Raw genomic sequence first — 24,920 nt, 5'->3', positions numbered from 1 at the left:
ATCACCGGGTGAGAACCCGCCATTTCGCCCAGCTGGTCGGCCTGTCCGCGCTCTGGGGCGCTTCCTTTCTGTTCCTGCGCATCGCCAGCCCGGCCCTCGGGCCGCTGACGCTGGCCGGCCTGCGCGTGTCGCTGGCGATCGTGGCTTTGGTGCTGATCATGCGTGCGCTGCGCCAGCCCTGGCCCTGGAAGCACTGGCGCGAGCTGGCCATGCTGGGCGCTCTCACCGTGGCCCTGCCCTTCCTGCTCTACGCCTGGGCCGCGCTGCGCCTGCCGGCAGGCTACAGCGCGCTGCTCAACACCACGGCCGTGCTGTTCGGTACCCTGGCCTCGGCCTGGTTCAAGGAAGACACGCTGACCGTGCGCAAACTCCTGGGCTGCGCGGTGGGCTTCGTGGGCGTGGCACTGATCGTGCAACTCGGTCCGGTCCGGCTGGATGGGCCCACGCTGGTGGCGGTGGTGGCCTGCATCATTGCCTCGTGCTGCTACGGCGCGTCCACGCCGCTGATGAAGCGTGCCACGACGCGCATGGAGCCGCTGGCGATCGCCGCCGGCATCCACGTGGCGGCGCTGGTGTTCGTCACGCCCGGCGCGTTGTGGGCGCTGCCGCAGGCGAACTTCACGCCGGCGGCGATGTTCTCGGTGCTGGTGCTGGGCGTGCTCACCTCGGGCGTGGCGTACTGGATCCACCTGCGCATCATCCGCCAGGTGTCGCCGGTGGCGGCCATCAGCCCGGCGTTCATGATCCCGGTGTTCGGCGTCACCTGGGGTCACCTGTTCCTGGGCGAGGAACTCTCCAGCGGCATCTTCGTGGGTGGCGCGCTGGTGCTGCTGGCCACCGCGCTGGTGACCGGCTTCAACCCCTTCAAGCGCTGGCTCGCGGCATCGCCCGCACCTTGAGCGCGCAGCCCAGCGCCACCGCCGCGCAGGCCGTGGCCAGCCAGAACACGCTGGCCAGGCCAAGCCGGCTCGACAACGCACCTCCGGCCACGCCACCCAGCACGCCGGGCACGCCGTAGCCCAGCACGCTGTAGAGCGCCTGCCCGCGCCCACGCAGCCGGCCGGGGAAGTGCTCGCTGATCCACGCAATGCACACGGTGTGGTGCGCCGCGAAGGTGATGGCATGCAGCGCCTGCGCCAGCGCCAGCAGCGGCCAGACCTGGGCAGCGCCGGCGGTGATGGCCATGCGCAGCGCCATCAGCGCGGCGGCCAGCACCAGCCAGCCCGCCAGGCTCAAGCGCGGCAGCCAGCGGCCCTGCGTGACGAACCAGCCGATCTCGATCGCCACCGAGAACGCCCACATCAGTCCGATCACGGTCTTGGAATAGCCCAGGGCGTCCAGGTGCAGCGAGAGAAAGATGTAGACGAAGATATGCGCCATCACATGGAAGGCCGCGGCGGCGAAGAACCAGCGCATGCGCGGCTGGCGCAGCACCGGCCACACGCGTTCGCGCGGCGCGTCCACGTGCCCCGCGTCGCGCACATCGGGCAGACACCAGGCGCTCAGTGCCACGGCCGCCAGGGTCAGTGCGGTCCAGGCGGGGAAACTGCCCAGGCCGAAGGCGTCGAACCAGGCGCCAGCCACCAGCACCGTGACCAGGAAGCCCAGCGATCCCCACACCCGCACGCGGCCATAGCGTCGAGCGTCGAAGGCCCCGTCGCGGCTGACGTGTTGCGCCAATACGGCTTCGCTCATCGGCATCATGCCGCTGGTGTGCGCGAACATGAGCAGCAACACCGCGAACAATGCCAGGCCGCCGAGTTCGAACCACAGCCCGACCGAGATCAACAGCGCAGCGGTGGCGCCGTAGCGCAGCAGCCGCACGCGCTGGCCGGTGTGGTCGCTCAACCAGCCCCAGCCGTAGGGCGCAAAAACGCGCGTGGCCGACTGCACCGAGGTCAGGATGCTGATGGCCAGCAGGCCGAAACCCAGGTCCTTGAGCCAGAGTGGCAGGTAGGGGTTGAAGAAGCCGATGTGCGCGAAGTAGCTCGCGGACAGGCCGGAGAACGCGAGCAGGTGGCGCCGCTCAGCCACGCGCACGAGCGGCGATGTCGGGCGTGTCCGTCACCACGTCGCCACATTGCGCGCGGTGGCGCAGCGCATGGTCCATCACCACCAGCGCCAGCAGCGCCTCGGCAATCGGCGTGGCGCGGATGCCCACGCAGGGGTCGTGGCGGCCCTTGGTGATGACTTCGGTGCTGGCACCGGTGATGTCAATGCTTTCGCGCGGCACCAGGATCGAGCTGGTCGGCTTGATGGCGATCTGCACCTCCAGATCCTGCCCGGTGCTGATGCCGCCCAGCACGCCACCGGCCTTGTTGGCCGCGAAGCCCTCGGGCGTGAGGCTGTCGCCGTGGGTGCTGCCGAAATCGGCCACGCTGGCAAAGCCGGCGCCGATCTCCACGCCCTTGACGGCGTTGAGACCCATCATGGCGTGCGCAATGTCGGCGTCGAGCCGGTCGTACAGCGGCTCGCCCAGGCCCACGGGCACGCCGCTGGCGGTCACGCGGATGCGCGCGCCGCACGAATCGCCGCGCTTGCGCAACGCGTTCATGTAGTCCTCCAGCGCGGACACGTCGGCCACCGGCGCGAAGAACGGGTTGTTCGGCACGTGATCCCAGCTCTCGAAGGGCACCACGATCTCGCCAATCTGCACCATGCAACCGCGAAACGCTGTGCCGAACTTCTCGTTGAGCCATTTCTTGGCCACGGCACCGGCGGCCACGGTGGGTGCGGTGAGCCGGGCCGATGAACGCCCGCCACCGCGCGGATCGCGGATGCCGTATTTCTGCCAGTAGGTGTAGTCCGCGTGACCGGGCCTGAAGGTGCGTGCGATCTCGCTGTAGTCCTTGCTGCGCTGGTCGGTGTTGCGGATCAGCAGGCAAATGGGGGTGCCAGTGGTCTTGCCCTCGTACACACCACTCAGGATCTCCACCGCATCGGGCTCGTTACGCTGGGTGACGAACTTGCTGGTGCCGGGGCGGCGGCGGTCGAGGTCGCCCTGGATGTCGGCCTCGCTGAGGGCCATGCCGGGCGGACAGCCGTCGATGACGCAGCCGATGGCCGGGCCGTGGGATTCGCCGAAGTTGGTGACCCGGAACAGGGTGCCGAAGGTGTTGCCGCTCATGGCACGGATTATCGGTGAGGCCATGAAAGGCCCCGCAAAGAAGAACGCCCCGCAAAGGGGCGTTGTGGTGCAGCGCTGGCCGCGATCAGCGGGCCGCTCGGGCCTGCGGTGCGGGATCAGCCGGCGCTTCTTCCTCCGGCCAATCACGGATGTAGGCCTTGAGCATCTTGTTCTCGAAGTTCTGGCTGTCCACCACGGCCTTGGCGACGTCGTAGAAGCTGATGACGCCCATGAGCATGCGGTTGTCCATCACCGGCATGTAGCGGGTGTGCTTCTCGAGCATCATGGGGCGGACTTGATCAAGCTCGGTCTCGGGGGTGCAGGTCATGGGGTGATCGTCCATCACCGTGCGCACGATCTTGCCGTCGAGCTTGCCGCCGTTGCGCGCCAGGGTGTCGATGAGCTCGCGAAAGGTCAGCATGCCCACCAGCTCGCCATGCTCCATCACAGCCAGCGAGCCGATGTCGAACTGGGCCATGGTCTCGACCGCACGCCCCAGGGTTTCGTCAGGGGAGACGGTGTAGAGCGTGCCGCCCTTGACGCGCAGGATGTCGCTGACTTTCATGGGGCTCTCCTCGGTTTTGCTGTCACCCGCGCTCGCGGTAGACGGATCAATATAGCCCACAATCCGCCGGAAAACACAGAGGAGACTGCACATGGCAGGCCATGCCGACCCTGGCTTCGACACGCTCGCGCTGCACGCAGGCGCCAGCCCCGACCCCGCCACCGGCGCGCGCGCCGTTCCCATCCACCTCACGACCTCGTTCGTCTTCGAATCGAGCGACCACGCCGCCGCCCTGTTCAACCTGGAGCGCGCGGGCCACGTCTACAGCCGCATCAGCAACCCCACCAACGCGGTGTTCGAGCAGCGCATGGCCGCGCTGGAAGGCGGCATCGGCGCCATTGCCACCGCCAGCGGCCAGGCCGCGCTGCACCTGGCGGTGGCCACGCTCATGGGCGCGGGCTCGCACATCGTGGCCAGCACCGCGCTCTACGGTGGCAGCCAGAACCTGCTGCACTACACGATGCGCCGCTTCGGCATCGAGACCACCTTCGTCAAGCCCGGCGACATCGACGGCTGGCGCGCCGCGGTTCGCCCCAACACCCGCCTGTTCTTCGGCGAGACCGTGGGCAACCCCGGCCTGGATGTACTGGACATGCCCACCGTGGCGCAGATCGCGCATGAGGCGAAAGTGCCGTTGCTGGTGGATTCGACCCTCACCACCCCTTACCTGGTGAAACCGCTGGAACTGGGCGCCGACATCGTCTACCACTCGGCCACCAAGTTCCTCAGCGGCCACGGCACCGTGATCGGCGGCGTGCTGATCGACGGCGGCAGCTTCGACTGGGACGCGGCGGGCCACTTCCCCGAGTTCAGCGCGCCCTACGAGGGCTTTCACAACATGGTGTTCACCGAAGAGTCCACGGTGGGCGCCTTCCTGCTGCGCGCGCGCCGCGAAGGCCTGCGCGATTTCGGCGCCTGCATGAGCCCGCACACCGCCTGGCTCATCCTGCAGGGCATCGAGACCTTGTCGCTGCGCATGGAGCGTCACATGAGCAACACCGAGAAGGTGGTGCAATTCCTGGCCAGCCACCCGCTGGTGGGCCGCGTGGGGCACCCGCTGATGGAATCGCACCCCAGCCATACGCTCGCCAACAAGCTGCTGCGCTTCGGCGCGCGCGGCGCGGGCTCGGTGTTCAGCTTCGACATCAACGGCTCGCGCGCGCAGGGCCGCGCCTTCATCGAGTCGCTCAAGATCTTCAGCCACCTGGCCAACGTGGGCGACTGCCGCTCGCTGGTGATCCACCCCGCGAGCACGACGCACTTCCGCATGAGCGACGAGGCGCTCGCGGGTGCAGGCATCGGGCCCGGCACCATCCGGCTATCCATCGGCCTGGAAGACGCGGACGACCTGATCGACGACCTCAAGCGCGCACTCAAGGCCGCAGAAAAGGCGGGTGCGTGATGGAACTGCTCGTCAAAGGCGCCAAGACCTACTGCTACACCGGCGGCAAACCCTTCGACACCGCCAAACCCACGGTGGTCTTCATCCACGGCGTGCTCAACGACCACAGCGTGTGGGCGCTGCAGAGCCGCTATCTCGCCAACCACGGCTTCAACGTGCTCGCGCTGGACTTACCGGGCCACGCGCGCAGTGGCGGCGAGGCGCCTGCCTCGGTGGAACAGGCAGCCGACTTCATTGCCGCGCTGCTCGACGCCGCGGGCGTGCAGCGCGCCGCGCTGGTCGGTCACAGCTGGGGCGCGCTGGTCGGGCTGGAGGCGGCGGCACGGCTGAAAGAGCGCATCACGCACCTGGTGCTGGTGGGCGTGGCCCACCCGATGAAGGTCTCGCCCGCGCTGCTGCAGGCCTCGATCGACGAGCCCGAGAAGGCGCTGAAGATGGTCAACGTGTTCAGCCGCAGCACGCTGGCCGCCCCGCCGTCGGCCCTGGGCCCGGGCACCTGGGTGTATGGCGCGGGCATGGCGCTGGGGCGCCGCGTGCTGCGCAGCAACCCGAAGGTCAACGTATTCCACCGCGGTTTCGTGGCCTGCGACAGCTACGCCAACGGCGAAGTGGCGATGAAGACGCTCACCTGCCCGGTGCTGTTCGTGCTCGGCGCGCTTGATCAGATGGCGCAGGCCAGGGCCGCCAAGGGCCTGATCGACACCGGCAAGGCCGCTGGCAAGGCGGTGCGCGTGGCCACACTGCCCGTGGGCCACCACCAGATGACCGAAACGCCCGACGCCACGCTGTTCGCGATCCGCGACTTCCTGCAGGCATGACGATCACTGCCCACGACATCACCCCGCCGATGACGGCCGAGCGCGCGCAGGCCATCGCGAACACGTTCGACCTGCGCGCCCTGCCGCCCGACTTCTTCAGCAACCCCTACCCGGTGTACCGCGCGCTGCGCGAGCGCGAGCCGGTGCGGCGCATGCCCGACGGATCGGTGTTCCTCACGCGCTGGGCCGATCTGGCCGCGGTGTACCGCGACGCGCAGGCCTTCAGCTCCGACAAGCACGTGGAGTTCGCGCCCAAGTACGGCGAGGGCACGCCGCTGTTCCAGCACCACACCACCAGCCTGGTGTTCAACGACCCGCCGCTGCACACGCGCGTGCGTCACCTGATCATGGGCGCCCTCACACGGCGTGCGATTGCCGACATGGAGGCCGGCCTGATCGAGCTGGTGGACCGCTTGCTGGACCACATCGCTGCGCGCGAAGGTGGCGACCTGATCGAGGATTTTGCGGCCGCCATTCCGGTGGAGATCATCGGCAACCTGCTCGGTGTGCCGCACGCCGAGCGCGGGCCGCTGCGCGACTGGTCGCTCGCCATCCTGGGCGCGCTGGAGCCCAGCATCACACCCGAGCAGGCCCGCCGCGGCCACCACGCCGTCACCGAGATGTGCGACTACCTGCGCACGCTGGTGGCCGCGCGCCGGCTGGCGCCACTCGACCCGGAGCGCGACGTGCTCACGCGCCTGATCCAGGGCGAGGCCGATGGCGAGCAATTGAGCGAAGTCGAGCTGCTGCAGAACTGCATCTTCCTGCTCAACGCGGGCCACGAGACCACCACCAACCTGATCGGCAACGCGCTGGTGGCGTTGCAGGAATTCCCCAGCGTGCGCACGCAACTGCTGGAGCGCATGAACACGGGCGACGAGGTGGCCGTGCTCGACCGCGCGGTCGACGAGTTCCTGCGCTACGAGTCGTCCAACCAGCTCGGCAACCGCCGCGCCATCAAGGACGTGCGCATCGGCGATCTCGACCTGCCCGCCGGCACGCTGGTCACGCTGTGCATCGGCGCCGCCAACCGCGACCCGGCGCAGTTCCCCGACCCCGAGACGCTGGACATCGCGCGCGAGCCGAACAAGCACCTGGCTTTCGGCTTCGGCATCCACCAGTGCGCGGGCTTGAGCCTGGCGCGCCTGGAAGGCCGCATCGCCATCGGCCGATTCCTGCGTCGCTTCCCGGGCTACCGGCTCACGGCAGCGCCCACGCGCGGCGGACGAGCGCGCTTTCGAGGATTTCTGGCGGCACCGTTCAGCGCAGGCTGAGCGGTTCGGGCAGCGCTTCGTCCACTGTCATGCCCGCCCAGTGGCTGCGCTCCCACAGCCGTGCCGTGGCGCTCTGACGCGACAGCAGCAACCGCTCCATCAGCGGGCCCAGCGCGGTCTGCGCCGGGTCGATGAGGAGCACATAGCGCTCGCCCTCCTCGTCGAGCCGCCCCAGCCAGTCCAGCGCCACCAGCGCCGCGACGGGCTCCTCCAGTTGCAACGCCTCCACGCGCAAGGCGGTGGCCAGTGCCTCCAGGCTCTGGCCCTTGGGAACGGCGGCGCGCGCGGCGTGCAGTTGCGCCAGCACCTCCAGCGCCAGCTGGAACGACCAGCCCGGCGCATCACCGCGGCGCGCCACGCCGGCCAGCAGGCTGGGCAGGTAGGCCGCGATCACCGCGCCCAGCAGCACGATCACCCAGGCCAGGTAGATCCACACCAGCAGGATCGGCGCGGTGGCGAAGGTGCCGTAGAGCATCGAGAAGGTGGGCACCTGCTTGAGGTACCAGGCCAGCACGCCCTTGGCCACCTCCAGCGCCACCGCCGCAAAGAAACCACCCACCAGCGCGTGGCTCCAGCGCACGCGTGTGTTGGGCACGTAGCGGTAAAGCGCAGCCAGCCCGCCGGTCACCATGATCAGTTGCAGGGAATCGAGCAGCAAGCGCAGCGGCGCGGGCAACGCGGCCAGGTCGCGCGGGCTGCCCACGGCATAGCTGGTTGCGGCCACGCTGCCGGCCAGCAACAGCGGCCCGAGCGTGAGTACGGCCCAGTACACGAGGATGCGCTGCGTGATCGGCCGTGGCTGGCGCACGCGCCAGATGTCGTTGAGTTTGCGGTCGATGGTGAGGATGAGCGCCAGTGCCGTGATCAACAGCACCAGCGCGCCGGCCCAGCCCATCTGGGCGGCCTTGGCCGCGAACTGGTTCAGGTAGAGCAGCACCGGGCGCGCGATGCTCTCGGGCACCAGACTTTCCACCAGGCTGCGCTGCAGGGTGCGCTGCAGCCGCTCGAACATCGGGAAGGCGCTGAAGATGGCCAGCGCCACCGTGAAAAGGGGCACCAGCGAGATGGTGGTGGTGAAAGTCAGGCTGCTGGCGGTGATGCCCAGGCGGTCTTCACGGAAGCGTTCGCGCAGCGTGAGCGCGGTGGTCTGCCAGGGGAAATCGAGCACGCCGCGCCAGAAGTGGCGCGCGAATTCGGACAGGGCTTCAAGCCGCTCGGACAAGGTCATCCCGATATCATGCCAGCCTCCTTTTTCCGGCCCGAGCGCATGTCCCACCCTTCTGCAGATACGGCCAGCACGGCTGAAACGGCCTCGCGCGTGGCCCTGACGCGGCAGCTGGCCGTGGCCAGCCTGGTCGGCCTGATCGTGGTCGGCCTGGCGTGGGAGCTCTGGCTCGCGCCGCTGCGCGAAGGCGGCTCCTGGTGGGCCATCAAGGTGCTGCCGCTGGCGGTGCCGCTGGCCGGGCTGCTGAAGAACCGCATGTACACCTACCGCTGGGTGAGCCTGCTGGTGTGGCTGTACTTCACCGAGGGCGTGGTGCGCGCCACCAGCGGCGAGAGCGGCATGTCCACGCTGATGGCGGTGCTGCAGACGCTGCTGTGCGTGGCGCTGTTCGTGGCCTGCGCGCTGCACGTGCGCCTGCGCCTGCGCGCCGCCGGCGCCGATGCCGTGGCGGCCGACGTGGCCGCTGCCAACGCCGCCGCCGAACGTGCGGTGGCGCGCAAGCCATGAACCGGGCCGCGCTGCTCCAGGCCCTGCGCGACGCGGTTGGCCATGGCCACGTGCTCACGCGCGACACCCATGACCTCGCCGCCTGGGAGCGCGACTGGCGCCAGCGTGCCCACGGCCACGCGCTGGCGGTGGTGCGCCCCGCCAGCACACCCGAGGTGGCGGCTGTGGTGCGGGCCTGCGCAGCGCACGGCGCGAGCCTGGTCCCGCAAGGCGGCAACACCGGGCTGGTGGTGGGCTCGGTGCCCGACGATTCCGGCACGCAGGTGGTGTTGAGCCTGCAGCGCATGAACACGGTGCGCGGTATCGACCGCGCCAACCTCACCATGACGGTGGAAGCCGGCTGCGTGCTGCAGGCCGTGCAGCAGGCAGCCGAGGCCGAGGGCCTGCTGTTCCCGCTGAGCCTGGCCGCCGAGGGCAGTTGCACCATCGGCGGCAACCTGGCCACCAACGCGGGCGGCACGCAGGTGCTGCGCTATGGCAACGCGCGCGACCTGTGCCTGGGCCTGGAGGTGGTCACGCCCGACGGCGAGGTTTGGCACGGCCTCTCCGGCCTGCGCAAGGACAACACCGGCTACGACCTGCGCGACCTGTTCGTGGGCAGCGAAGGCACGCTGGGCATCATCACCGCGGCCACGCTCAAGCTCTATCCGCAGCCGGCGGCCACGCTCACCGCCTGGGCCGCCGTGCCCACGCTGCAGGCCGCCGTGGAACTGCTAGGCCTGGCGCAGCAGCGCCTGGCGGCCGGGCTCACGGGTTTCGAGGTGATGGGGCAGTTCGCCCTCTCGCTGGTCGATCGGCACATGCCGCAGCTGCGCGTGCCGTTGTGGAAGGATTCGCCCTACTGCGTGCTGCTGGAGAACAGCGACAGCGAGGGTGAAGACCACGCCCGCGCCCAGTTCGAAGGCCTGCTCGAAGCGGCCATGGAACAAGGTCTGGTGAGCGACGCGGTGGTGGCCGAATCCATCGCCCAGGCGCACGCGCTGTGGCACATCCGCGAGAGCATTCCGCTGGCGCAAGCGCAGGAAGGCCTGAACATCAAGCACGACATCAGCATCCCGGTCTCGCGCATCCCGGCCTTCTGCGACGAGACCGACGCCTTGCTGCAGCGCGAGATTGCGGGCGTGCGGCTGGTGAATTTCGGCCACCTGGGCGACGGCAACCTGCACTACAACGTGCAGGCGCCAGCCGGCGGCGATGCCAAAAAGTTCCTGCTGGAGCAGGAATCGCGCGTGAATCAACTGGTGTTCGAGGCGGTGGCTCGCTACCATGGCTCGATCAGCGCGGAGCACGGCGTGGGCAGCCTGAAGGCGGAGCACCTCACCCACTTCAAGGACCCGGTCGCGCTGGCGCTGATGCGCCGCATCAAGCAGGCGCTGGACCCGCACAACCGCCTCAACCCTGGACGCGTTCTGACCCCATGAACCCGACGACGCCGTTGCGCATCGGCCTGCTGGCCCTGGGCATGCTCGCGGGCGCAGCGCACGCGGCCGACGCCTCGCAGCGCCAGGCCTGGCGCGAACAGGCGATTGCGTTCGAGCATGGCGAAGGCGTGCGCCGTGACGCCACCGAGGCCATGCGTCTGTACTGCCAGGCCGCGCTCGCCGGCGACGCGATCTCTGCGTACAACCTGGGCTGGATGCACGCCAACGGCCGCGGCGTGCCGCGCCACGATGGCCTGGCTGCCCACTGGTTTGCCCGCGCTGCCCTGCTGGGCGATGTGAAGGCAGAGGCCATGTTCCAGCGCCTGGGTGTGTCGGCCGACAAACCCGAGTGCGTGCGCGAGGCCGAGGAGCGCCAGGCGCGTGCCGCTGCCGAGCAAGCCGAACGCAAGCGCCTGGCGGATGAGAAGCTCGCCCTGTCCACCGCCTACCGCGCGCATGTGGACACGCCCGAGCAGCAGCGCATCATGAAGATCGTCTACAAGCTCGCACCCCGATTCGGGCTCGAGCCCGGTCTGGTCTATGCGGTGATCCGTGCCGAATCCAACTTCGACGTGAACGCGGTTTCCGACAAGAACGCACAGGGCCTGATGCAACTCATTCCCGAGACCGCGGCACGCTTTGCGGTGCGCAAGCCCTTTGACGCCGAGCAGAACATCCGCGGCGGCATGTCCTACCTGCGCTGGCTGCTCTCCTACTTCCGCGGCCAGGTGCCGCTGGCGGTGGCGGCCTACAACGCCGGCGAAGGCGCGGTGGACAAACACGGCGGCGTACCGCCTTACGCCGAAACGCGCGAGTACGTACAACGCATCCAGCGCTACTACGCGCTCACCGAGCACCCGTTCGACGAGCGGCTCACCGAACCCTCGCCCCTGCTGCGCCATCAGGTCTCGCGCGCACCCTGAGCAGCGCGGCCATCGCCGGCAAGGCAAAATGCCGGCCCATGAACGCCGCCCGCCCTGTCCGCTCCCAGTACGAAGATTTCATGCGCCACGTGTTCACCACGGGCGTGCCCAAGACGGACCGCACCGGCACCGGCACCGTGAGCGTGTTTGGCCACCAGATGCGCTTCGACCTCAACGAAGGTTTTCCGCTCGTGACCACCAAGAAGGTGTTCACCAAGGCCATCATCGTGGAGCTGCTGTGGTTCCTGCGCGGCGACAGCAACGTGAAATGGCTGCAGGAGCGCGGCTGTACGATCTGGGACGAATGGGCGCGCGAGGACGGCGACCTGGGCCCGGTCTACGGCGTGCAATGGCGAAGCTGGCCCACGCCCGATGGCGGCCACATTGACCAGATCGCCGAGGTGGTGAAGCAGCTCAAGACCAACCCGGACTCGCGCCGCATCATCGTGAGCGCCTGGAACGTGGCCGACCTGAACAAGATGGCGCTGATGCCCTGTCACGCGTTCTTCCAGTTCTACGTGGCCGACGGCAAGCTCAGCTGCCAGCTCTACCAGCGCAGCGCCGACATCTTCCTCGGCGTGCCGTTCAACATCGCCAGCTACGCCCTGCTCACCCACATGCTCGCGCAGCAGTGCGACCTGCAGGTCGGCGAGTTCATCTGGACCGGTGGCGATTGCCACATCTACAGCAACCACCGCGAACAGGTGCAACTGCAGCTGTCGCGCACGCCCTACCCCTACCCCACGCTGAACATCAAGCGCCGCCCGGCCTCGATCTTCGACTACGAGCTCGACGACTTCGAAATCGTGGACTACCAGCACCACCCGGTGATCAAGGCCCCGGTCGCGGTCTGATCGGCGCATGCTCAGCCGCCGACAACTCTGGGCCCTGGTGGGCCTCACGCTCATGTGGGGCGTGAACTGGCCCATGATGAAGCTCTCGCTGCAGGAGCTCACGCCCCTGTACTTCCGGGCCAGCACCATGTTCCTCGGCGCGGCTTGGCTGTTCGTCTACGTGCAGCGCCATGGCGAGCGCATGTGGCCGCAGGGGCGCGAGTGGCTCACGATCACCTGGCTGGGGTTGCCCAACGTGCTGGGCTGGCACACGCTGTCCATCTTCGGCGTGCAGGAACTCGCCTCGGGCCGCGCAGCCATCATCGGCTTCACCATGCCGATCTTCACCGTGCTGCTGGGCGCGGCCTTCTTCGGCGAACGCATCACGCCGCGCGTGCGGCTGGCCGTGGCGGCCGCTGGCATCGCCATCGGCCTGCTCCTGTGGCACGAGCTGCAGAGCCTGAGCGGGCGGCCCGCGGGCATTGCGTGGATGCTGGGCGCCGCTGCCTGCTGGGGCCTGGGCACGCTCACCTTCAAGCGCGCGCATTTCCAGCTCTCGGCCATGGCGGTCACGGTGTGGATGCTCCTGCTGGGCAGCGCGGTGCTGTGGGTGCTGGCCATCGCGATCGAGCCCGTGCCCGCACCGCAGCGCTTCAGCGTTCCCATGTGGCTGGCGCTGGCCTACGGCGTGTTGATCAACTACGGCGTGGCCCAGCTCATCTGGTTCGGGCTGGCGCGGCACCTGCCGCCTGCCACCAGTGCCATGAGCGTGATGGCGATTCCGCTGGTGGGCACCCTGTCGGCCACCTTCATCGTGGGCGAAATTCCGCACTGGCAGGATTGGCTGGCCATCGTGTTCGTGATGATCGCCATCGCCAGCGTGCTGTGGCCGGCGCGCTCTCGACCTGAGGTGCCCGCCGCACAATGACGGTCATGACCCGCCTCAACCTCATCTACGCGCGCGCGGCCAACGGCGTCATCGGCAAGGACAACGCCCTGCCCTGGCACCTGCCGGAAGACCTGGCCCACTTCAAGCGCACCACGCTCGGCAGCCCGGTGATCATGGGCCGCAAGACGTGGGACTCGCTGCCCCCGCGCTTTCGCCCGCTGCCCGGGCGGCGCAATATCGTGCTGACCCGCGACAGCCGCTGGCAGGCCGAGGGCGCGCAGCGCGCGGGCTCGGTGGCCGAGGCGGTGGCCGCTTGCGGCGACGCGGCAGAGGCCTGGGTGATTGGCGGGGCTGAGGTCTACCGCCAGGCACTGCCCCACGCGCGGCGCGTGGTGGTGACGGAGATCGCGCGCGACTTCGAGGGCGATGCGTTTGCCCCCACGCTCGGTCCCGATTGGAGCGAGACCGCGCACGAGGCCCACACCGCGGGCAACGGCCTGCCGTTTGCCTTCGTGACCTTCGAACGCAAGGACTGATCATGCAACTGGCCACCTGGAACATCAACTCCCTGGCGGTGCGCCTGCCGCAGGTGCTCGACTGGCTGGCCGCCCACCCCGTGGACGTGCTCGCGCTGCAGGAGCTCAAGCTCACCGACGACAAATTTCCCGCGCAGGCCTTTGCCGACGCGGGCTACCAGGCGCAGTGGTTCGGACAGAAGACCTACAACGGTGTGGCCCTCATCACCAAGGCACCGGTGGCTGATGTGGTGAAGAACATCCCGGGCTTCGAGGACGAGCAGTCGCGCGTGATCGCGGGCACGGTGGACGGCATCCGCGTGATCGGCGCCTACTTCCCCAACGGGCAGGAACCCGGCAGCGAGAAGTTCGCCTACAAGATGCGCTGGCTCGACGCGCTGCGCGAGTGGGTTCGCGCGGAAATGGCGGCGCACCCGGCGCTGGTGCTCCTGGGCGACTACAACATCACCTTCGACGACCTTGACGTGTGGGATCCGGTGGGCCTGCGCGAGACCATCCATTGCACGACCGAGGAACGCGAGAAGCTGCAGGGCCTGATCGGCCTGGGGCTCACCGACAGCGTGCGCCTGTTCCCGCAGCCCGAAAAGAACTACTCGTGGTGGGACTACCGCGACCTGGCGTTCCGCCGCAACCGCGGCCTGCGGATCGATCACATCCTCGTGAGCGATGCGGTAAAAGCCCGCGCCAGCGCCTGTGCGGTGGACAAGGCGCCGCGCAAGAACGAACGCCCGAGCGATCACGCGCCGGTGGTGCTCACGCTCGCGTGAGCACCCGGGGCCCTCACTCCATTCCCAGTTCCTGAATCTTGCGCGTGATGGTGTTGCGGCCGATGCCGAGCTTGTGAGCCGCTTCGATACGCCGCCCGCGCGTGTTGGCCAGCGCGGTCTGGATCAGGCGGGTTTCGAAGCGGCGCGTGAGCACGTCCCAAACGTCGGTGCGGCCGGTCTCCAGCAAGGCCAGGGCCTCGGCCTGCAGGCCGGCTTCCCAAGAAGGACTTGAGCCGATCGCCTCGGGCGGCGCTGAGGTGGGAGCAGCCACCGAACGCGTCGGCATCTCGGACGCGGTCGCCGAGGGCGCCGCCACCTCAGCAAACCCTGAGGCAGGTGCGGGTGCGGGAGCCCACGCTGGCGGCACCACCGTGGCGACGGCAGCCGCGGCTTCGGCACCGCCCACGGCACCCAGCACCTCGGGCGGCAGGTCCTTGACCTCGATCACCTGGGCCGGCGCCATCACGGTGAGCCAGTGGCACACGTTTTCAAGCTGGCGCACGTTGCCCGGGAAATCGAAGGTACCCAGCAGCCGTAGCGCTGCATCGGAAATGCGCTTGGGCTCCACGCCGAGCTGCCGGGCGCTTTGCTGCAGGAAGAAGCGCGTGAGCATGGGCACGTCCTCGCGGCGCTCGCGCAGCGCAGGCAGACGCAGACGAATGACGTTGAGGCGGTGGAACAAATCCTCGCGGAACACGCCTTCCTTGACGCGCTGCTCCAGGTTCTGGTGGGTGGCAGCGATCACGCGCACGTTGGCACGCACCGCGCTGTGACCACCCACGCGATAGAAGTGCCCATCCGAGAGCACGCGCAGCAGGCGGGTCTGCAGATCGAACGGCATGTCGCCGATCTCGTCGAGAAACAGCGTGCCGCCGTCGGCCTGCTCGAAGCGGCCGCGGCGCATGGTTTGCGCACCGGTGAAGGCACCTCGCTCATGACCGAAGAGTTCGCTCTCCAGCAGGTCCTTCGGAATGGCGGCGGTGTTGATGGCCACGAACGGGCCACTGGCGCGCGGTGAGTGCTTGTGCAGCGCACGCGCCACGAGCTCCTTGCCCGAACCCGACTCGCCGGTGATCAGCACCGTGACCTGGCTCTGACTCAGGCGCCCGATGGCGCGAAACACGTCCTGCATGGCCGGCGCCTGGCCCAGCATCTCGGGCACCGCACTCAAGCGCTCTTCGGAGACTTCCTCGCGCTGGCTCTCGTCGACCGCGCGTCGAATCAGCTCCACCGCCTTGGTGAGGTCGAACGGCTTGGGCAGGTACTCGAAGGCGCCGCCCTGAAAGGCCGAGACCGCGCTGTCGAGGTCGGAGAAGGCCGTCATGATGATGACGGGCAGCGCCGGATAGCGCTGCTTGACTTTCTCCAGCAGATCCAGGCCCGAGCCACCCGGCATGCGGATGTCGCTCACCAGAATCTGCGGGCCTTCGCTGTCGGGCGCATCGGTCAGCGCCTTGAGGACGTCGGTGGCGTTGGTGAAACTGCGCGTGGGCAGGTTCTCGCGGAGCAAAGCCTTCTCGAGCACGAAGCGGATGGACTGGTCGTCATCCACTATCCAGATCGGCTTCATGTAACGGTCGTCCCTTCAGGTGGCGCGGCGTGCGGTGTGAGGATCGGTCAAGGCAACGGGATCAGGATCTTGAAGTCCGTGTGACCCGGCTCGCTCTCGCACTCGATCAGGCCATGGTGTTGCTGCACGAAGGTTTGCGCCAGCGTCAGCCCCAGGCCGGAGCCGCCATCGCGCCCCGACACCAGCGGGAAAAAGATGCGGTCCTTGATCGAGTCCGGCACGCCGGGCCCGTTGTCGATGACATGCAATTCCAGTGCCAACCGATAGCGCTGTTTGCCGAAGGTGACCTGGCGCCCCACCCGCGTCTTGAGCGTGATGCGCGCGTCGCCCGCCTCGATGCGCTCTGCCAGGGCCAACGCCGCGTTGTGGGCGATGTTGAGCACCGCCTGGATCAACTGCTCGCGGTCGCCGCGGAATTCGGGGATGGAGGTGTCGTAGTCGCGCACCACCTTCAGCCCCTTGGGGAACTCGGCCACGATGAGCGCACGAACGCGCTCGCAGACCTCGTGGATGTTGACATCGCCCACCACGTGCGGGCGGCGGTGCGGGGCGAGCAGGCGATCGACCAACGATTGCAGACGGTCGGCCTCGTGCACGATGACCTGGGTGTACTCGATCAGCTCCTTGCTCTGCAGCTCCATCTGCAGAAGTTGCGCCGCCCCACGGATGCCACCCAGCGGGTTCTTGATCTCGTGCGCCAGGTTGCGGATCAGCTCCTTGTTGGCCTGCGCCTGGTCGAGCAGGCGTTCCTCGCGCTCCTGGCGGGTCTGCTGCTCCAGCGGCAGCATTTCCACGACCACCTCGCCGGTCTGCTCGGTCTGCGCCACCACCACGTGCACCGGCAGCGGGTCGTGGTTGAGCCGGCGCAGGAAGGCGTCGTAACGCAGTGCCGCGAACTCGTTGCTGCGCGCACCCTGCAGGGCGTTGTCGAGCAACACGGGTTCGCTGAAGCAATCCTGCAGGCGCGCGCTGGCGATGCTGCGGCGGGATATGCCCAATGCGTCCTCAAGCGCTGCGTTGGCGTAGAGCACCTGGCCGTCGGCGTCGACCACCGCCACCAGCGTGGCCAGCAGATCCAGCGCCTGAAAGCGCGCCAGCGCGGACACGTTCGGGCGTGTGGCCCCGCGATCAGTGCCGCGCCGGGTGACCAGGTTCAGCAGGGAGAAGGTGTCGGGCTTGTTCAAGCTGCCCATTGTGCGACAAGCGCCGGGGCAAGCGGTGCGCCACCGGGGGCGAGCGACAGCGCGCGCGCCGCGTTCAGTTGGCGAGGCGCTGCAATTCGCGGCGGATGCCGGCGACGTCGTTCTCGGCGCGGGTGACAGCGTCCTTGAGCTCGGCCACGCGATCGAGGTAGCGCTGGTAATTGCGGCTCTCGATGCCTTGCTTTTCCGGCTCGCCGTTGGCATAGGCCTTCTGGGCATCGGCCAGGCGCTGCTCGGCCTTGCGCAATTCGGCCTCCAGCGTGGCGCGTGCGTCGGCATCGCGCTGGTGCTGGGCGGCGCTGTCCACGCGCGGGGCGTTGCCGGGGCGCGGCGCGGCAGCGGGCGATGGCGAGGCAACCGCCGGGCGCGTGCCTTCGATGATGGTGATGTTGCCACCCTGCAGCGGCGTGCAGCCACGCTGCTTGGCCACGGCCGCGTTGTTCGTGTACTCGTTGCCGCAACGGTAGATGGCATCCTGGGCCTGTGCCGAGGCAGCGGCCGCCAGCGCCAACAAAGGCAGCAGGCGTCGGATCGGACGGGACGTGCGTGCGGACAAGAGAGGACCTCCAGATGGTATTTTGCGCGGCAGTATGACCCAAACAGCGCTTGAAAGTGCCCAGGGCGATCCCGCAGCGACGTGCGCCGAAAAAAAAGGGACGGCCGGAGCCGTCCCTCTGCATTGGCAGCACCCGCGCGTGCGGGTGGGCCGCATCACAGGCTGTAGTACATGTCGTACTCGACCGGGTGCGGCGCCATGCGAAAGCGCGTCACTTCGCCCATCTTGAGCTCGATGTAGGCGTCGAGCATGGAGTCGGTGAACACACCGCCCTTGGTCAGGAAGGCGCGGTCCTTGTCGAGGTACTCCAGCGCTTGGTCGAGGCTGTGGCACACGGTCGGGATCTTCGCGTCCTCTTCGGGCGGCAGGTGGTACAGGTCCTTGGTGGCGGCTTCGCCGGGGTGGATCTTGTTCTCCACGCCGTCCAGGCCGGCCATCATGAGGGCCGAGAAGCACAGATAAGGGTTGGCCGAAGGATCGGGGAAACGCGCCTCGATGCGGCGGCCCTTGGGGTTGGCCACGTACGGGATGCGGATGGAGGCCGAGCGGTTGCGCGAGCTGTAGGCCAGCTTCACCGGGGCTTCGAAGCCAGGCACCAGGCGCTTGTAGCTGTTGGTGCCCGGGTTGGTGATGGCGTTGAGCGCGCGGGCGTGCTTGATGATGCCGCCGATGTAGTACAGCGCGAAATCGCTCAGGCCGGCGTACCCGTCACCGGCGAACAGGTTCTTGCCGTCCTTCCAGATCGACTGGTGCACGTGCATGCCGGAGCCGTTGTCGCCAGCGTAGGGCTTGGGCATGAAGGTGGCCGTCTTGCCGTAGGCGTTGGCCACGTTCCACACCACGTACTTGAGGACCTGGGTCCAGTCGGCGCGCTCGACGAGCGTGCTGAACTTGGTGCCGATCTCGTTCTGGCCGGCGCCCGCCACCTCGTGGTGGAACACCTCGACCGGGATGCCCAGCGACTCGAGGATCAGGGACATCTCGGCACGCATGTCCTGCGTGCTGTCGACCGGGGGCACGGGAAAGTAGCCGCCCTTGGTGGTGGGACGGTGCCCGCGGTTGCCGCCTTCGAGTTGTTTGCCGCTGTTCCAGGGGGCTTCGTATTCTTCGATGGCGAACATCACGTTGCCGGGCTCGTTGCTCCAGCGCACGCCGTCGAAGATGAAGAACTCGGGCTCCGGCCCGAAGTAAGCGGTGTCGCCCAGACCGGAAGCCTTCAGGTAGGCCTCGGCGCGCTTGGCGATCGAGCGCGGATCGCGGTCGTAGGCCTTGCCGTCGCTGGGTTCGACCACGTCGCACTGCAGGTACAGCGTGGTCTCTTCGAAGAACGGGTCGATGTTGGCGGTGTTCGGGTCGGGCATGAGCTGCATGTCCGACGCCTCGATGCCCTTCCAGCCGGCGATGGACGAGCCGTCGAAAGCGTGGCCGGAGGTGAACTTGTCCTCGCCAAAAGCCGAAATCGGCACGGTGACGTGCTGCTCCTTGCCGCGGGTATCGGTGAAGCGGAAATCAACGAACTTGACTTCGTTGTCCTTCACCATCTGCATCACGTCTGCGACGGTCTTGGCCATCAAATGCTCCTGTGTCTCTGGAAGGGTGGAAAAGGGGAAATGACGGTGGGGAGGAAAGCAGGTTTCATGCCATCGTGCACCGGCGCTCGCCCGTGAAAGGGCGAAGCGGTGATTATGGCGCTGCGTTCATGCGCCAGAACGGTTCACCCCGCCACCGGATGGCGCATCAACCGAAAGCGCGACGAGTGGTTGGGCAGCAAACGCACCATATCAGGGCTTATATGCCCTATTTCAGTGCATTGCGTCAGCGCACCAATTCAGGGCCCAGCTGGACCCCGCGGGAGCGCAGCCCTTGCAGCAAGGCCTCGAAGGCCTCACCTACCGCACCCACAGACCCCTTGACGCCGAGCTCGATGTGGCGCCCGTAGGTGGGATGGTCCACGCTGGGCAGGCTGAACACCTTGACCGCGTGGCTCGCCTCGATGCTTTCCATCAGGGGCGTGAGTGCCGCCTCCATGGCGCCCATGACGATCACCGAACGCTCCTGCCAGGCGTTGGCCTGCTGCAGGTGGGCGTAGCGCTCATCGAGCAGCCACTCGATCATGGGCCAGGCCATGACGGGAAACCCGGGCACGAAATGCACCGCCGCCCCGCCCGGGCCCGTGCAGCTGAAACCGGGAATCTTGTTGTACGGGTTGGGAACGATGGCCGCGCCCACGGGAAACACACCCATGTTGTAGCGGTGCACGTTGTCCGGTCGCTCGGGCTCGAACGGCACACCCTGTTCGGCGGCGATGTCGCGCATGCGCTGCTCGATCAGGCGCGCGGCCTCGGGGTGCAGCGCGAGCTCCACGCCGAGCGCGGCGGCGGCGCACTGGCGGGTGTGGTCGTCCGGCGTGGCGCCGATGCCGCCGCAGCAGAACACGACGTCCGTGCTGGCGAAGGCCTCGCGCAAGGCTGCGGTGATGCGCGCACGGTCGTCGCCCACGACGCGCGCCCAGGCGAGCGACAGTCCGCGCGCGGCAAGCAATTCGGCCACCTTGGGCAGGTGCTTGTCCTGCCGTTTGCCGGAAAGGATTTCGTCGCCGACGATGATCAGGCCGAATTCGGGGTTCACGCGGCTCATGGGTTGCTCGGGCCTGCGGGCAAAGGCAGGGGGGTCACGGCGGGCGTTGCCGCGGGGGCGGCCGGGTCCACCACCTCAACCATCACCGAAGCCCGAAGGCGCTGCAGCGCATGCAGCAGGTAGTGGGCAAACCAGAGCGAGGCGAAGGCAAACACCAGCGTGTAGATCCAGATGGCCACCGGCACCAGCAGCGGCGCGAGGGCAATGAACATGGCTCCCGACGCCCACAGCAGGCTGGGCGCCGCGCCGAGGTAGCCACAAAGCACACCCATGGCCAGCAAGGTGCTGCGGTGCTCGCGCATGAGCTGGCGGCGTTCGTCCGCGCTGGCATGGTTGGCGAGCGCATCGAAGGCGAACACGCGGTAGGTGAGCCAGCCCCAGATGAGGGGCGGAAGAATGAGCACAAGAGGCGGGATCAGCCACATCGGCATCGACAGCACCAGAGCAATCACCGCCAGCAGCGTGGAGCCGAGCGACCACACGATGCCCACCAGCCAGGAGCCCCCATGCAGCTTCTGCAGTTGCGGGAAGCGCCGCCGGCCCACGAGATCGACCATGAAAGGCGTCATGCACACGGCCACCAGCAGCAGGCACACAAGAACGATGACGGGCGTGGCGAGCACCAGCACGATGAGGGGCGCAAACACCGCGCGCAGGCCACCCAGGCCGATGCGCTCCAGCCAGCCCAGCAGGGCCTGCACGAGGTCGAAAGCCTCGAACCAGGCGGCAACGGCGGCCACCGCGCCGTCCCAGAAGAAATAGCCCAGGCCGAAGGAGAGCACCACCATCAGCAGCAACGGCAGCAGCGACAGTGCGATCACCATGGGGTGCAGGCAATACGCGACGGCACGCCAGAAGGCGTCGAACATGGATCCCATGGTTCGAAGAATACCCGCACGGCGGTGCCCCCGCGCCCGCTAGGATGCGCTCATGAACCTGATCAATGTGCACGGGGTGCGGCTGGAGGTCGCGCACATCCCCGGTGACGAATCCCTGGCGCCGCTGGTCTTCCTGCACGAGGGGTTGGGCAGCGTCTCGTTGTGGACACAGCGCGGCCAGTCGTGGCCCGAGGCGCTGTGCAAGGCCACGGGGCGCACGGGCTGGCTGTACTCGCGCCGCGGCTACGGCCAGTCCGACCCGGTCGCCGACGTGCGCGGCGAGCCGCGCATGCAGGGCTTCTGGCACATCGGTCGCCACGAACCCGACTACATGCATCGCGAGGCGCTGGATGTGCTCCCCGCGCTGCTGCGCGAACTCGGCATCCAGCGCCCGTTGCTCGTGGGCCATTCCGACGGCGCGACGATTGCGCTGCTGCACGCCAGCGAGCACCCGGTGCAGGCATGCGCGGTGCTCGCACCCCACGTCTTCGTCGAGGACGTCTCGGTCGAGGCCATCGCGCGCGCACGCGACGCCTACCTGCAGGACCCGGACAACCCGGCCAGCCTGCGACAACGCCTCGCCCGCCACCACCGCGATGTCGACAACGCTTTCTGGCAATGGAACGACGTCTGGCTCAGCGAGGCATTTCGTCGCTACAACATCGAGCGCGAATGTGCCGCCATCCGCTGCCCTCTGCTACTGGTGCAGGGCAAGGACGACGAGTACGGCACGCTGGCGCAGCTGGACGCCATACAGCGCGCAGCACCACACGCCGAACGGCACGACCTGCCCGACTGCGGCCACAGCCCGCACCGTGACCAGCCGCACGCACTGACCGAACTGCTGCAGCAGTTCGTGACAAAGCACGCAATTTGACGGGTGAATTACTGCAGTTGGGGGATAGAAGGGCGCGCATCGCCACGGACAATGCCCCGGAGACGGTTGGCGCCTGCGCTGCCTGGTCGCCACAGCCGGGGGCAACAAATCCCAAGGAAATCACGCGAGTGCCGGCTTTTCCCTTGACACCCCTCCCGTTCCGTGGCGGCATCTATACACTTTGATACAACTAGGCCAACCGCCGACACCCATGACCGACTGGAACCAACCCTGGCTGCTTGCAGCACTCGCGCCCGCCCTGCTGGCGCTGGGTGCACTGCTGCATCGCACCTGGGCAGAACGCCAGGCCCGTCAGCGTCGCCGCCTGCCCAAGCACTGGCCCCTGGCCGCCCGCCCCCTGGCCAACAGCGAGGAAGCCCGCGTCTGGCACTGGCTGGCCCGCGCCTTCTACGACCACCACGTCATGATCAAGCTGCCGGTGACGCGCTTCACGCTGCCGCGCCAGCGCGAAGAAGGCGTCGACTGGTACAAGCTGCTGGGCGGGGTGTACTGCACCTTCACCGTCTGCAAGTCGGACGGCCGTGTGGTGGGCTGCCTGGACGTGCCCGGCCCGGCCGGCATTCCGCGCAGCACGCGCGCGCTCAAACACTCGCTGCTCAGCCAGATCGGGCTGCCCTACTGGGTCGTGCGCTCGAACAGCCTGCCCACCGTGGCCGAGATCCGCGCGGAGTTCCTGGGCGAATCCGAGTTCAACCGCGCCATGCGCGAACGCGAGATGGAAGAGCGCGCCATCATCGCGGCCCAGACCAACCTGCGCAGCGCCATCAACCGCCAGCGCAGCAGCCGCCCCAACAGCGACTTCAACCCCTTGTCGTCGAACTGGCCCAACAGCGTGCCCGCGGACGCCCGCAGCAGCGACTTCCATTCGCAGTGGCAGGACAACAACTCCTTCCTGATGCCGCTGGACAGCCGCAAGGGCGACCTGCTTTGAGCGCCTGAGGGCCGCAGTCGGCGTGTCTGGCGCACCGGGCTTCAGGCGGTGCGCGCCGCGCGCAAGCCTTCCACTTCTTCCCGCGTGAGCCAACGCCAGGCGCCCGGCGCCAGGTCGTCAGGCAAGCGCAGATCGCCAATGGCCGATCGGTGCAGCGTCTCCACCCGGTTACCCACCGCCGCCACCATGCGCTTGACCTGGTGGTACTTGCCTTCGGCCAGCACCAGGCGCAGGTGGCGCTCGCTCACCAGATCGGCCGAGCGCGCGCGCACCGGACGTGGATCGTCGTCCAGCACCACGCCCTCAAGCAGCCGCTGACATGCTTCCAAAGCCATGGGGTGGCGCAAGCCGACCTCGTACACCTTGGGCACGTGATGACGGGGGGAGGTGAGCCGGTGGATGAACGCACCGTCGTCCGATAGCAGCAGCAGGCCGGTCGTGTCCTGATCGAGCCGCCCCACGGCCTGCACACCGGCCGCCGCGCCGCCGCCACGCTGACGCAACGGGGCGGGCAACAAGGTGTAGATGCTCGGGTGGGCGGACGGCCGCTGCGAGCATTCGAAGCCAGGCGGTTTGTTCAACATCAGGTAGGCGCGCTCGTGCCACTCCCAGGGCACGCCCTCAACCTCGAAACGAAACCCCAGCGGCGCGAACAGCGCGTCCGGGTCGAGGCAGGGCTGCGCGGGGGAGCCCACCGCCACCCGCCCCTGCTGCACCAGGCCACGGCACACGCGGCGGGTGCCGAACCCTTGGGTGAAGAGCAGATCCTCAAGTCGTTTCATCCGCCCATTCTCGCCGGGCCCTGAACGTCACTGGCGGCTGCGCCACAATCCGCGCAGTCCAACTCCCCATTCCGCTCTGCCCTGTCCCCATCATGAAGAACCGCCTCAAGGCGTGGCTGCCCACGCCGGAGACGATACGCAACAACCGCTGGCTGCGCTGGCTGGGGCCACTGCTCCACCAACCGCGGCTGTGGCATTTCAGCCGGCGCGGCATCGCACTCGGCCTGGCCATCGGCATCTTCTTCGGCTTGCTGATTCCGGTGGCGCAGATTCCCTTTGCGGCCACGTTGGCCGTGCTCGCCCGCGCTAACCTGCCGGTGGCCGTCGCCAGCACGCTGGTCACCAACCCGGTGACCTTCGGGCCGGTGTATTACGGCGCCTACCGGCTCGGGCAAGTGGTGCTCGGTCAACGGACCTCAAGCCCCGAGGAGGCGGCGGCTGCGCTGGCAAAAGTGCAATCGGGGGGCAGCGGTGAGCAGGAGCCCGCCGACAAGGCGCTGAAGCGCTGGTGGCAAAAGTTCGGCGAGGTGGGCAAGCCCCTCGTGGTGGGGCTGGGCATCGTAGCCACCGCGGCGGGGTTTTTGTCCTACGCCGCGGTGAGCCTGGTGTGGTCCCTGCGAGTGCGCTGGCAGCGCCGACGCCGGCTCAACCAGCGTGGCCCGCGCCCGGCGCCACCCACGCACGGCAAACAGCCCTGAGGCAGCGTCTGAGGCTCAGTTCCAGCAACCGGAACTCGACGCGGCGCCGCGGGCGCCCGTCTGCGTGAGCGTGAGGGTGCCGCAGCGCGTATCGCTGGCTTGTGCCCCGCCAGGCACCGCCTGCAAGGTGTACGCACTCGTGGTCGGGTTCGCCGTGAACGAGAACGCGTAAGCCGCGCCCAGATCGGCACGGCAGCTCAAGGCTGGCAGCCCTGCGCTGTCGAGATCGGTGGCGCAACCCGCACCCGTCTTGTCGTAACGCAGGCACGTGGTGTAGTTGCGCTCCATCCATTGCGCGAGTTCGGTCAGGCAGCCGGTGGCCGTGGCCCGTCGCGTCTTCTGCACGTGCGTGAGGTAGCTCGGATAAGCCACTGCCGCAAGAATCGCGACGATGGCCACCACGATCATCAGTTCGATCAGCGTGAAGCCGCGGCTGGCCGGTTTGCCGCGTGGCGGCATTGGTGAGTGCATGGGGTTCATG

At 68.1% G+C, this 24,920-nt stretch carries 26 protein-coding genes; 14 read left to right on the top strand and 12 right to left on the bottom strand.

Translation table 11 applies throughout. From position 1 onward, the window contains the following. Positions 1–8: 8 nt before the first annotated feature. Entirely contained in the window at positions 9–899 is an 891-nt protein-coding gene (locus tag M3149_RS00320; RefSeq protein WP_251707345.1) for a DMT family transporter, read from the top strand. On the opposite strand, the gene M3149_RS00315 is transcribed toward M3149_RS00320, so the two are convergent. From M3149_RS00315 to M3149_RS00305, 3 genes are all read right to left on the bottom strand, one after another. Next, positions 865–2,040 carry an MFS transporter gene (locus M3149_RS00315; protein WP_251707344.1) on the bottom strand — a complete coding sequence of 392 codons (1,176 nt, stop codon included), beginning with the start codon at positions 2,038–2,040 and terminating at the stop codon, positions 865–867. The genes M3149_RS00320 and M3149_RS00315 overlap by 35 nt on opposite strands. Beyond that, the gene (aroC, locus tag M3149_RS00310) at positions 2,027–3,127 is read right to left on the bottom strand and encodes a chorismate synthase (RefSeq protein ID WP_251707343.1); all 1,101 of its coding nucleotides are present in this window, start codon (positions 3,125–3,127) and stop codon (positions 2,027–2,029) included. Before aroC ends, M3149_RS00315 begins: the two co-directional genes overlap by 14 nt. A gap of 85 nt (positions 3,128–3,212) precedes the next feature. After that, positions 3,213–3,692, bottom strand: coding sequence for a CBS domain-containing protein (locus M3149_RS00305; RefSeq protein WP_251707342.1), 480 nt, complete (start codon positions 3,690–3,692; stop codon positions 3,213–3,215). A gap of 91 nt (positions 3,693–3,783) precedes the next feature. Between M3149_RS00305 and M3149_RS00300 the strand changes: the two genes are divergently transcribed. The 3 genes from M3149_RS00300 to M3149_RS00290 are packed head-to-tail and all read left to right on the top strand — an operon-like array spanning position 3,784 to position 7,186. Then, positions 3,784–5,094 (top strand): O-acetylhomoserine aminocarboxypropyltransferase, encoded by a 1,311-nt coding sequence (locus M3149_RS00300; protein ID WP_251707341.1) that lies wholly within the window; start codon positions 3,784–3,786, stop codon positions 5,092–5,094. After that, entirely contained in the window at positions 5,094–5,912 is an 819-nt protein-coding gene (locus M3149_RS00295; RefSeq protein WP_251707340.1) for an alpha/beta fold hydrolase, read from the top strand. Before M3149_RS00300 ends, M3149_RS00295 begins: the two co-directional genes overlap by 1 nt. After that, the gene (locus tag M3149_RS00290) at positions 5,909–7,186 is read left to right on the top strand and encodes a cytochrome P450 (protein ID WP_251707339.1); all 1,278 of its coding nucleotides are present in this window, start codon (positions 5,909–5,911) and stop codon (positions 7,184–7,186) included. The genes M3149_RS00295 and M3149_RS00290 overlap by 4 nt, the downstream gene beginning before the upstream one ends. Here M3149_RS00290 and M3149_RS00285 read toward each other — a convergent pair. Then, positions 7,173–8,414: a YihY family inner membrane protein gene (locus M3149_RS00285; protein ID WP_251707338.1), complete on the bottom strand. Its 1,242-nt coding sequence runs from the start codon at positions 8,412–8,414 to the stop codon at positions 7,173–7,175. The genes M3149_RS00290 and M3149_RS00285 overlap by 14 nt on opposite strands. Positions 8,415–8,453: 39 nt before the next feature. On the opposite strand from M3149_RS00285, the gene M3149_RS00280 reads away from it, so the two are divergent. Genes M3149_RS00280 through xth form a run of 7 tightly spaced genes read left to right on the top strand, consistent with a single transcriptional unit; the run spans position 8,454 to position 14,287 of the window. Further along, the gene (locus M3149_RS00280) at positions 8,454–8,918 is read left to right on the top strand and encodes a DUF2069 domain-containing protein (protein WP_251707337.1); all 465 of its coding nucleotides are present in this window, start codon (positions 8,454–8,456) and stop codon (positions 8,916–8,918) included. Further along, positions 8,915–10,339, top strand: coding sequence for an FAD-binding oxidoreductase (locus M3149_RS00275; protein WP_251707336.1), 1,425 nt, complete (start codon positions 8,915–8,917; stop codon positions 10,337–10,339). Before M3149_RS00280 ends, M3149_RS00275 begins: the two co-directional genes overlap by 4 nt. Further along, positions 10,336–11,262, top strand: a complete 927-nt coding sequence (locus M3149_RS00270) for a transglycosylase SLT domain-containing protein (RefSeq protein WP_251707335.1) — start codon at positions 10,336–10,338, stop codon at positions 11,260–11,262. Before M3149_RS00275 ends, M3149_RS00270 begins: the two co-directional genes overlap by 4 nt. Before the next feature lie 38 nt (positions 11,263–11,300). Next, on the top strand, positions 11,301–12,116 hold the full coding sequence (locus M3149_RS00265; RefSeq protein ID WP_251707334.1) for a thymidylate synthase: 816 nt from the start codon (positions 11,301–11,303) through the stop codon (positions 12,114–12,116). A gap of 7 nt (positions 12,117–12,123) precedes the next feature. Further along, positions 12,124–13,023, top strand: a complete 900-nt coding sequence (locus M3149_RS00260; protein WP_251707333.1) for a DMT family transporter — start codon at positions 12,124–12,126, stop codon at positions 13,021–13,023. Between the two features lie 5 nt (positions 13,024–13,028). Next, positions 13,029–13,520 (top strand): dihydrofolate reductase, encoded by a 492-nt coding sequence (locus M3149_RS00255; RefSeq protein ID WP_251707332.1) that lies wholly within the window; start codon positions 13,029–13,031, stop codon positions 13,518–13,520. A 2-nt stretch (positions 13,521–13,522) separates the two neighbouring features. After that, positions 13,523–14,287 (top strand): exodeoxyribonuclease III, encoded by a 765-nt coding sequence (xth, locus tag M3149_RS00250; RefSeq protein WP_251707331.1) that lies wholly within the window; start codon positions 13,523–13,525, stop codon positions 14,285–14,287. Positions 14,288–14,300: 13 nt separating this feature from the next. On the opposite strand, the gene ntrC is transcribed toward xth, so the two are convergent. The 6 genes from ntrC to M3149_RS00220 form a co-directional block, all read right to left on the bottom strand. After that, a complete protein-coding gene (gene ntrC, locus M3149_RS00245) occupies positions 14,301–15,857 on the bottom strand; it encodes a nitrogen regulation protein NR(I) (protein WP_251707330.1) in 1,557 nt (518 codons plus the stop codon). 47 nt (positions 15,858–15,904) lie between these two features. Continuing rightward, positions 15,905–17,050: a nitrogen regulation protein NR(II) gene (glnL, locus tag M3149_RS00240; RefSeq protein WP_251707329.1), complete on the bottom strand. Its 1,146-nt coding sequence runs from the start codon at positions 17,048–17,050 to the stop codon at positions 15,905–15,907. Between the two features lie 64 nt (positions 17,051–17,114). After that, positions 17,115–17,615 carry a hypothetical protein gene (locus M3149_RS00235; protein ID WP_285886258.1) on the bottom strand — a complete coding sequence of 167 codons (501 nt, stop codon included), beginning with the start codon at positions 17,613–17,615 and terminating at the stop codon, positions 17,115–17,117. A gap of 155 nt (positions 17,616–17,770) precedes the next feature. Continuing rightward, positions 17,771–19,186 (bottom strand): type I glutamate--ammonia ligase, encoded by a 1,416-nt coding sequence (gene glnA / locus M3149_RS00230; RefSeq protein ID WP_251707328.1) that lies wholly within the window; start codon positions 19,184–19,186, stop codon positions 17,771–17,773. 244 nt (positions 19,187–19,430) lie between these two features. Further along, a complete protein-coding gene (locus M3149_RS00225) occupies positions 19,431–20,243 on the bottom strand; it encodes a competence/damage-inducible protein A (protein ID WP_435370714.1) in 813 nt (270 codons plus the stop codon). Positions 20,244–20,248: 5 nt separating this feature from the next. After that, positions 20,249–21,130, bottom strand: a complete 882-nt coding sequence (locus M3149_RS00220) for an EI24 domain-containing protein (protein ID WP_251707326.1) — start codon at positions 21,128–21,130, stop codon at positions 20,249–20,251. Between the two features lie 52 nt (positions 21,131–21,182). On the opposite strand from M3149_RS00220, the gene M3149_RS00215 reads away from it, so the two are divergent. Both M3149_RS00215 and M3149_RS00210 read left to right on the top strand, forming a co-directional pair. Then, complete coding sequence (locus M3149_RS00215) at positions 21,183–22,007, top strand: alpha/beta fold hydrolase (protein WP_251707325.1); 825 nt, start codon at positions 21,183–21,185, stop codon at positions 22,005–22,007. 211 nt (positions 22,008–22,218) lie between these two features. Further along, entirely contained in the window at positions 22,219–22,959 is a 741-nt protein-coding gene (locus M3149_RS00210) for a DUF2726 domain-containing protein (protein ID WP_251707324.1), read from the top strand. A 41-nt stretch (positions 22,960–23,000) separates the two neighbouring features. Here M3149_RS00210 and M3149_RS00205 read toward each other — a convergent pair whose 3' ends face one another. Further along, positions 23,001–23,741 (bottom strand): 16S rRNA pseudouridine(516) synthase, encoded by a 741-nt coding sequence (locus M3149_RS00205; protein WP_251707323.1) that lies wholly within the window; start codon positions 23,739–23,741, stop codon positions 23,001–23,003. Between the two features lie 92 nt (positions 23,742–23,833). Between M3149_RS00205 and M3149_RS00200 the strand changes: the two genes are divergently transcribed. Then, complete coding sequence (locus M3149_RS00200; protein WP_251707322.1) at positions 23,834–24,439, top strand: DUF2062 domain-containing protein; 606 nt, start codon at positions 23,834–23,836, stop codon at positions 24,437–24,439. Positions 24,440–24,454: 15 nt separating this feature from the next. On the opposite strand, the gene M3149_RS00195 is transcribed toward M3149_RS00200, so the two are convergent. Beyond that, positions 24,455–24,919 carry a type IV pilin protein gene (locus M3149_RS00195; protein ID WP_285886257.1) on the bottom strand — a complete coding sequence of 155 codons (465 nt, stop codon included), beginning with the start codon at positions 24,917–24,919 and terminating at the stop codon, positions 24,455–24,457. Between the last annotated feature and the right edge of the window lies 1 nt (position 24,920).

Source organism: Hydrogenophaga intermedia, assembly GCF_023715105.1.
GTDB classification, from domain to species: domain Bacteria; phylum Pseudomonadota; class Gammaproteobacteria; order Burkholderiales; family Burkholderiaceae_C; genus Hydrogenophaga; species Hydrogenophaga intermedia_A.
Note: the sequence above shows the minus strand (reverse complement) of the source record. Positions and strands in the feature narration are given on the sequence as shown.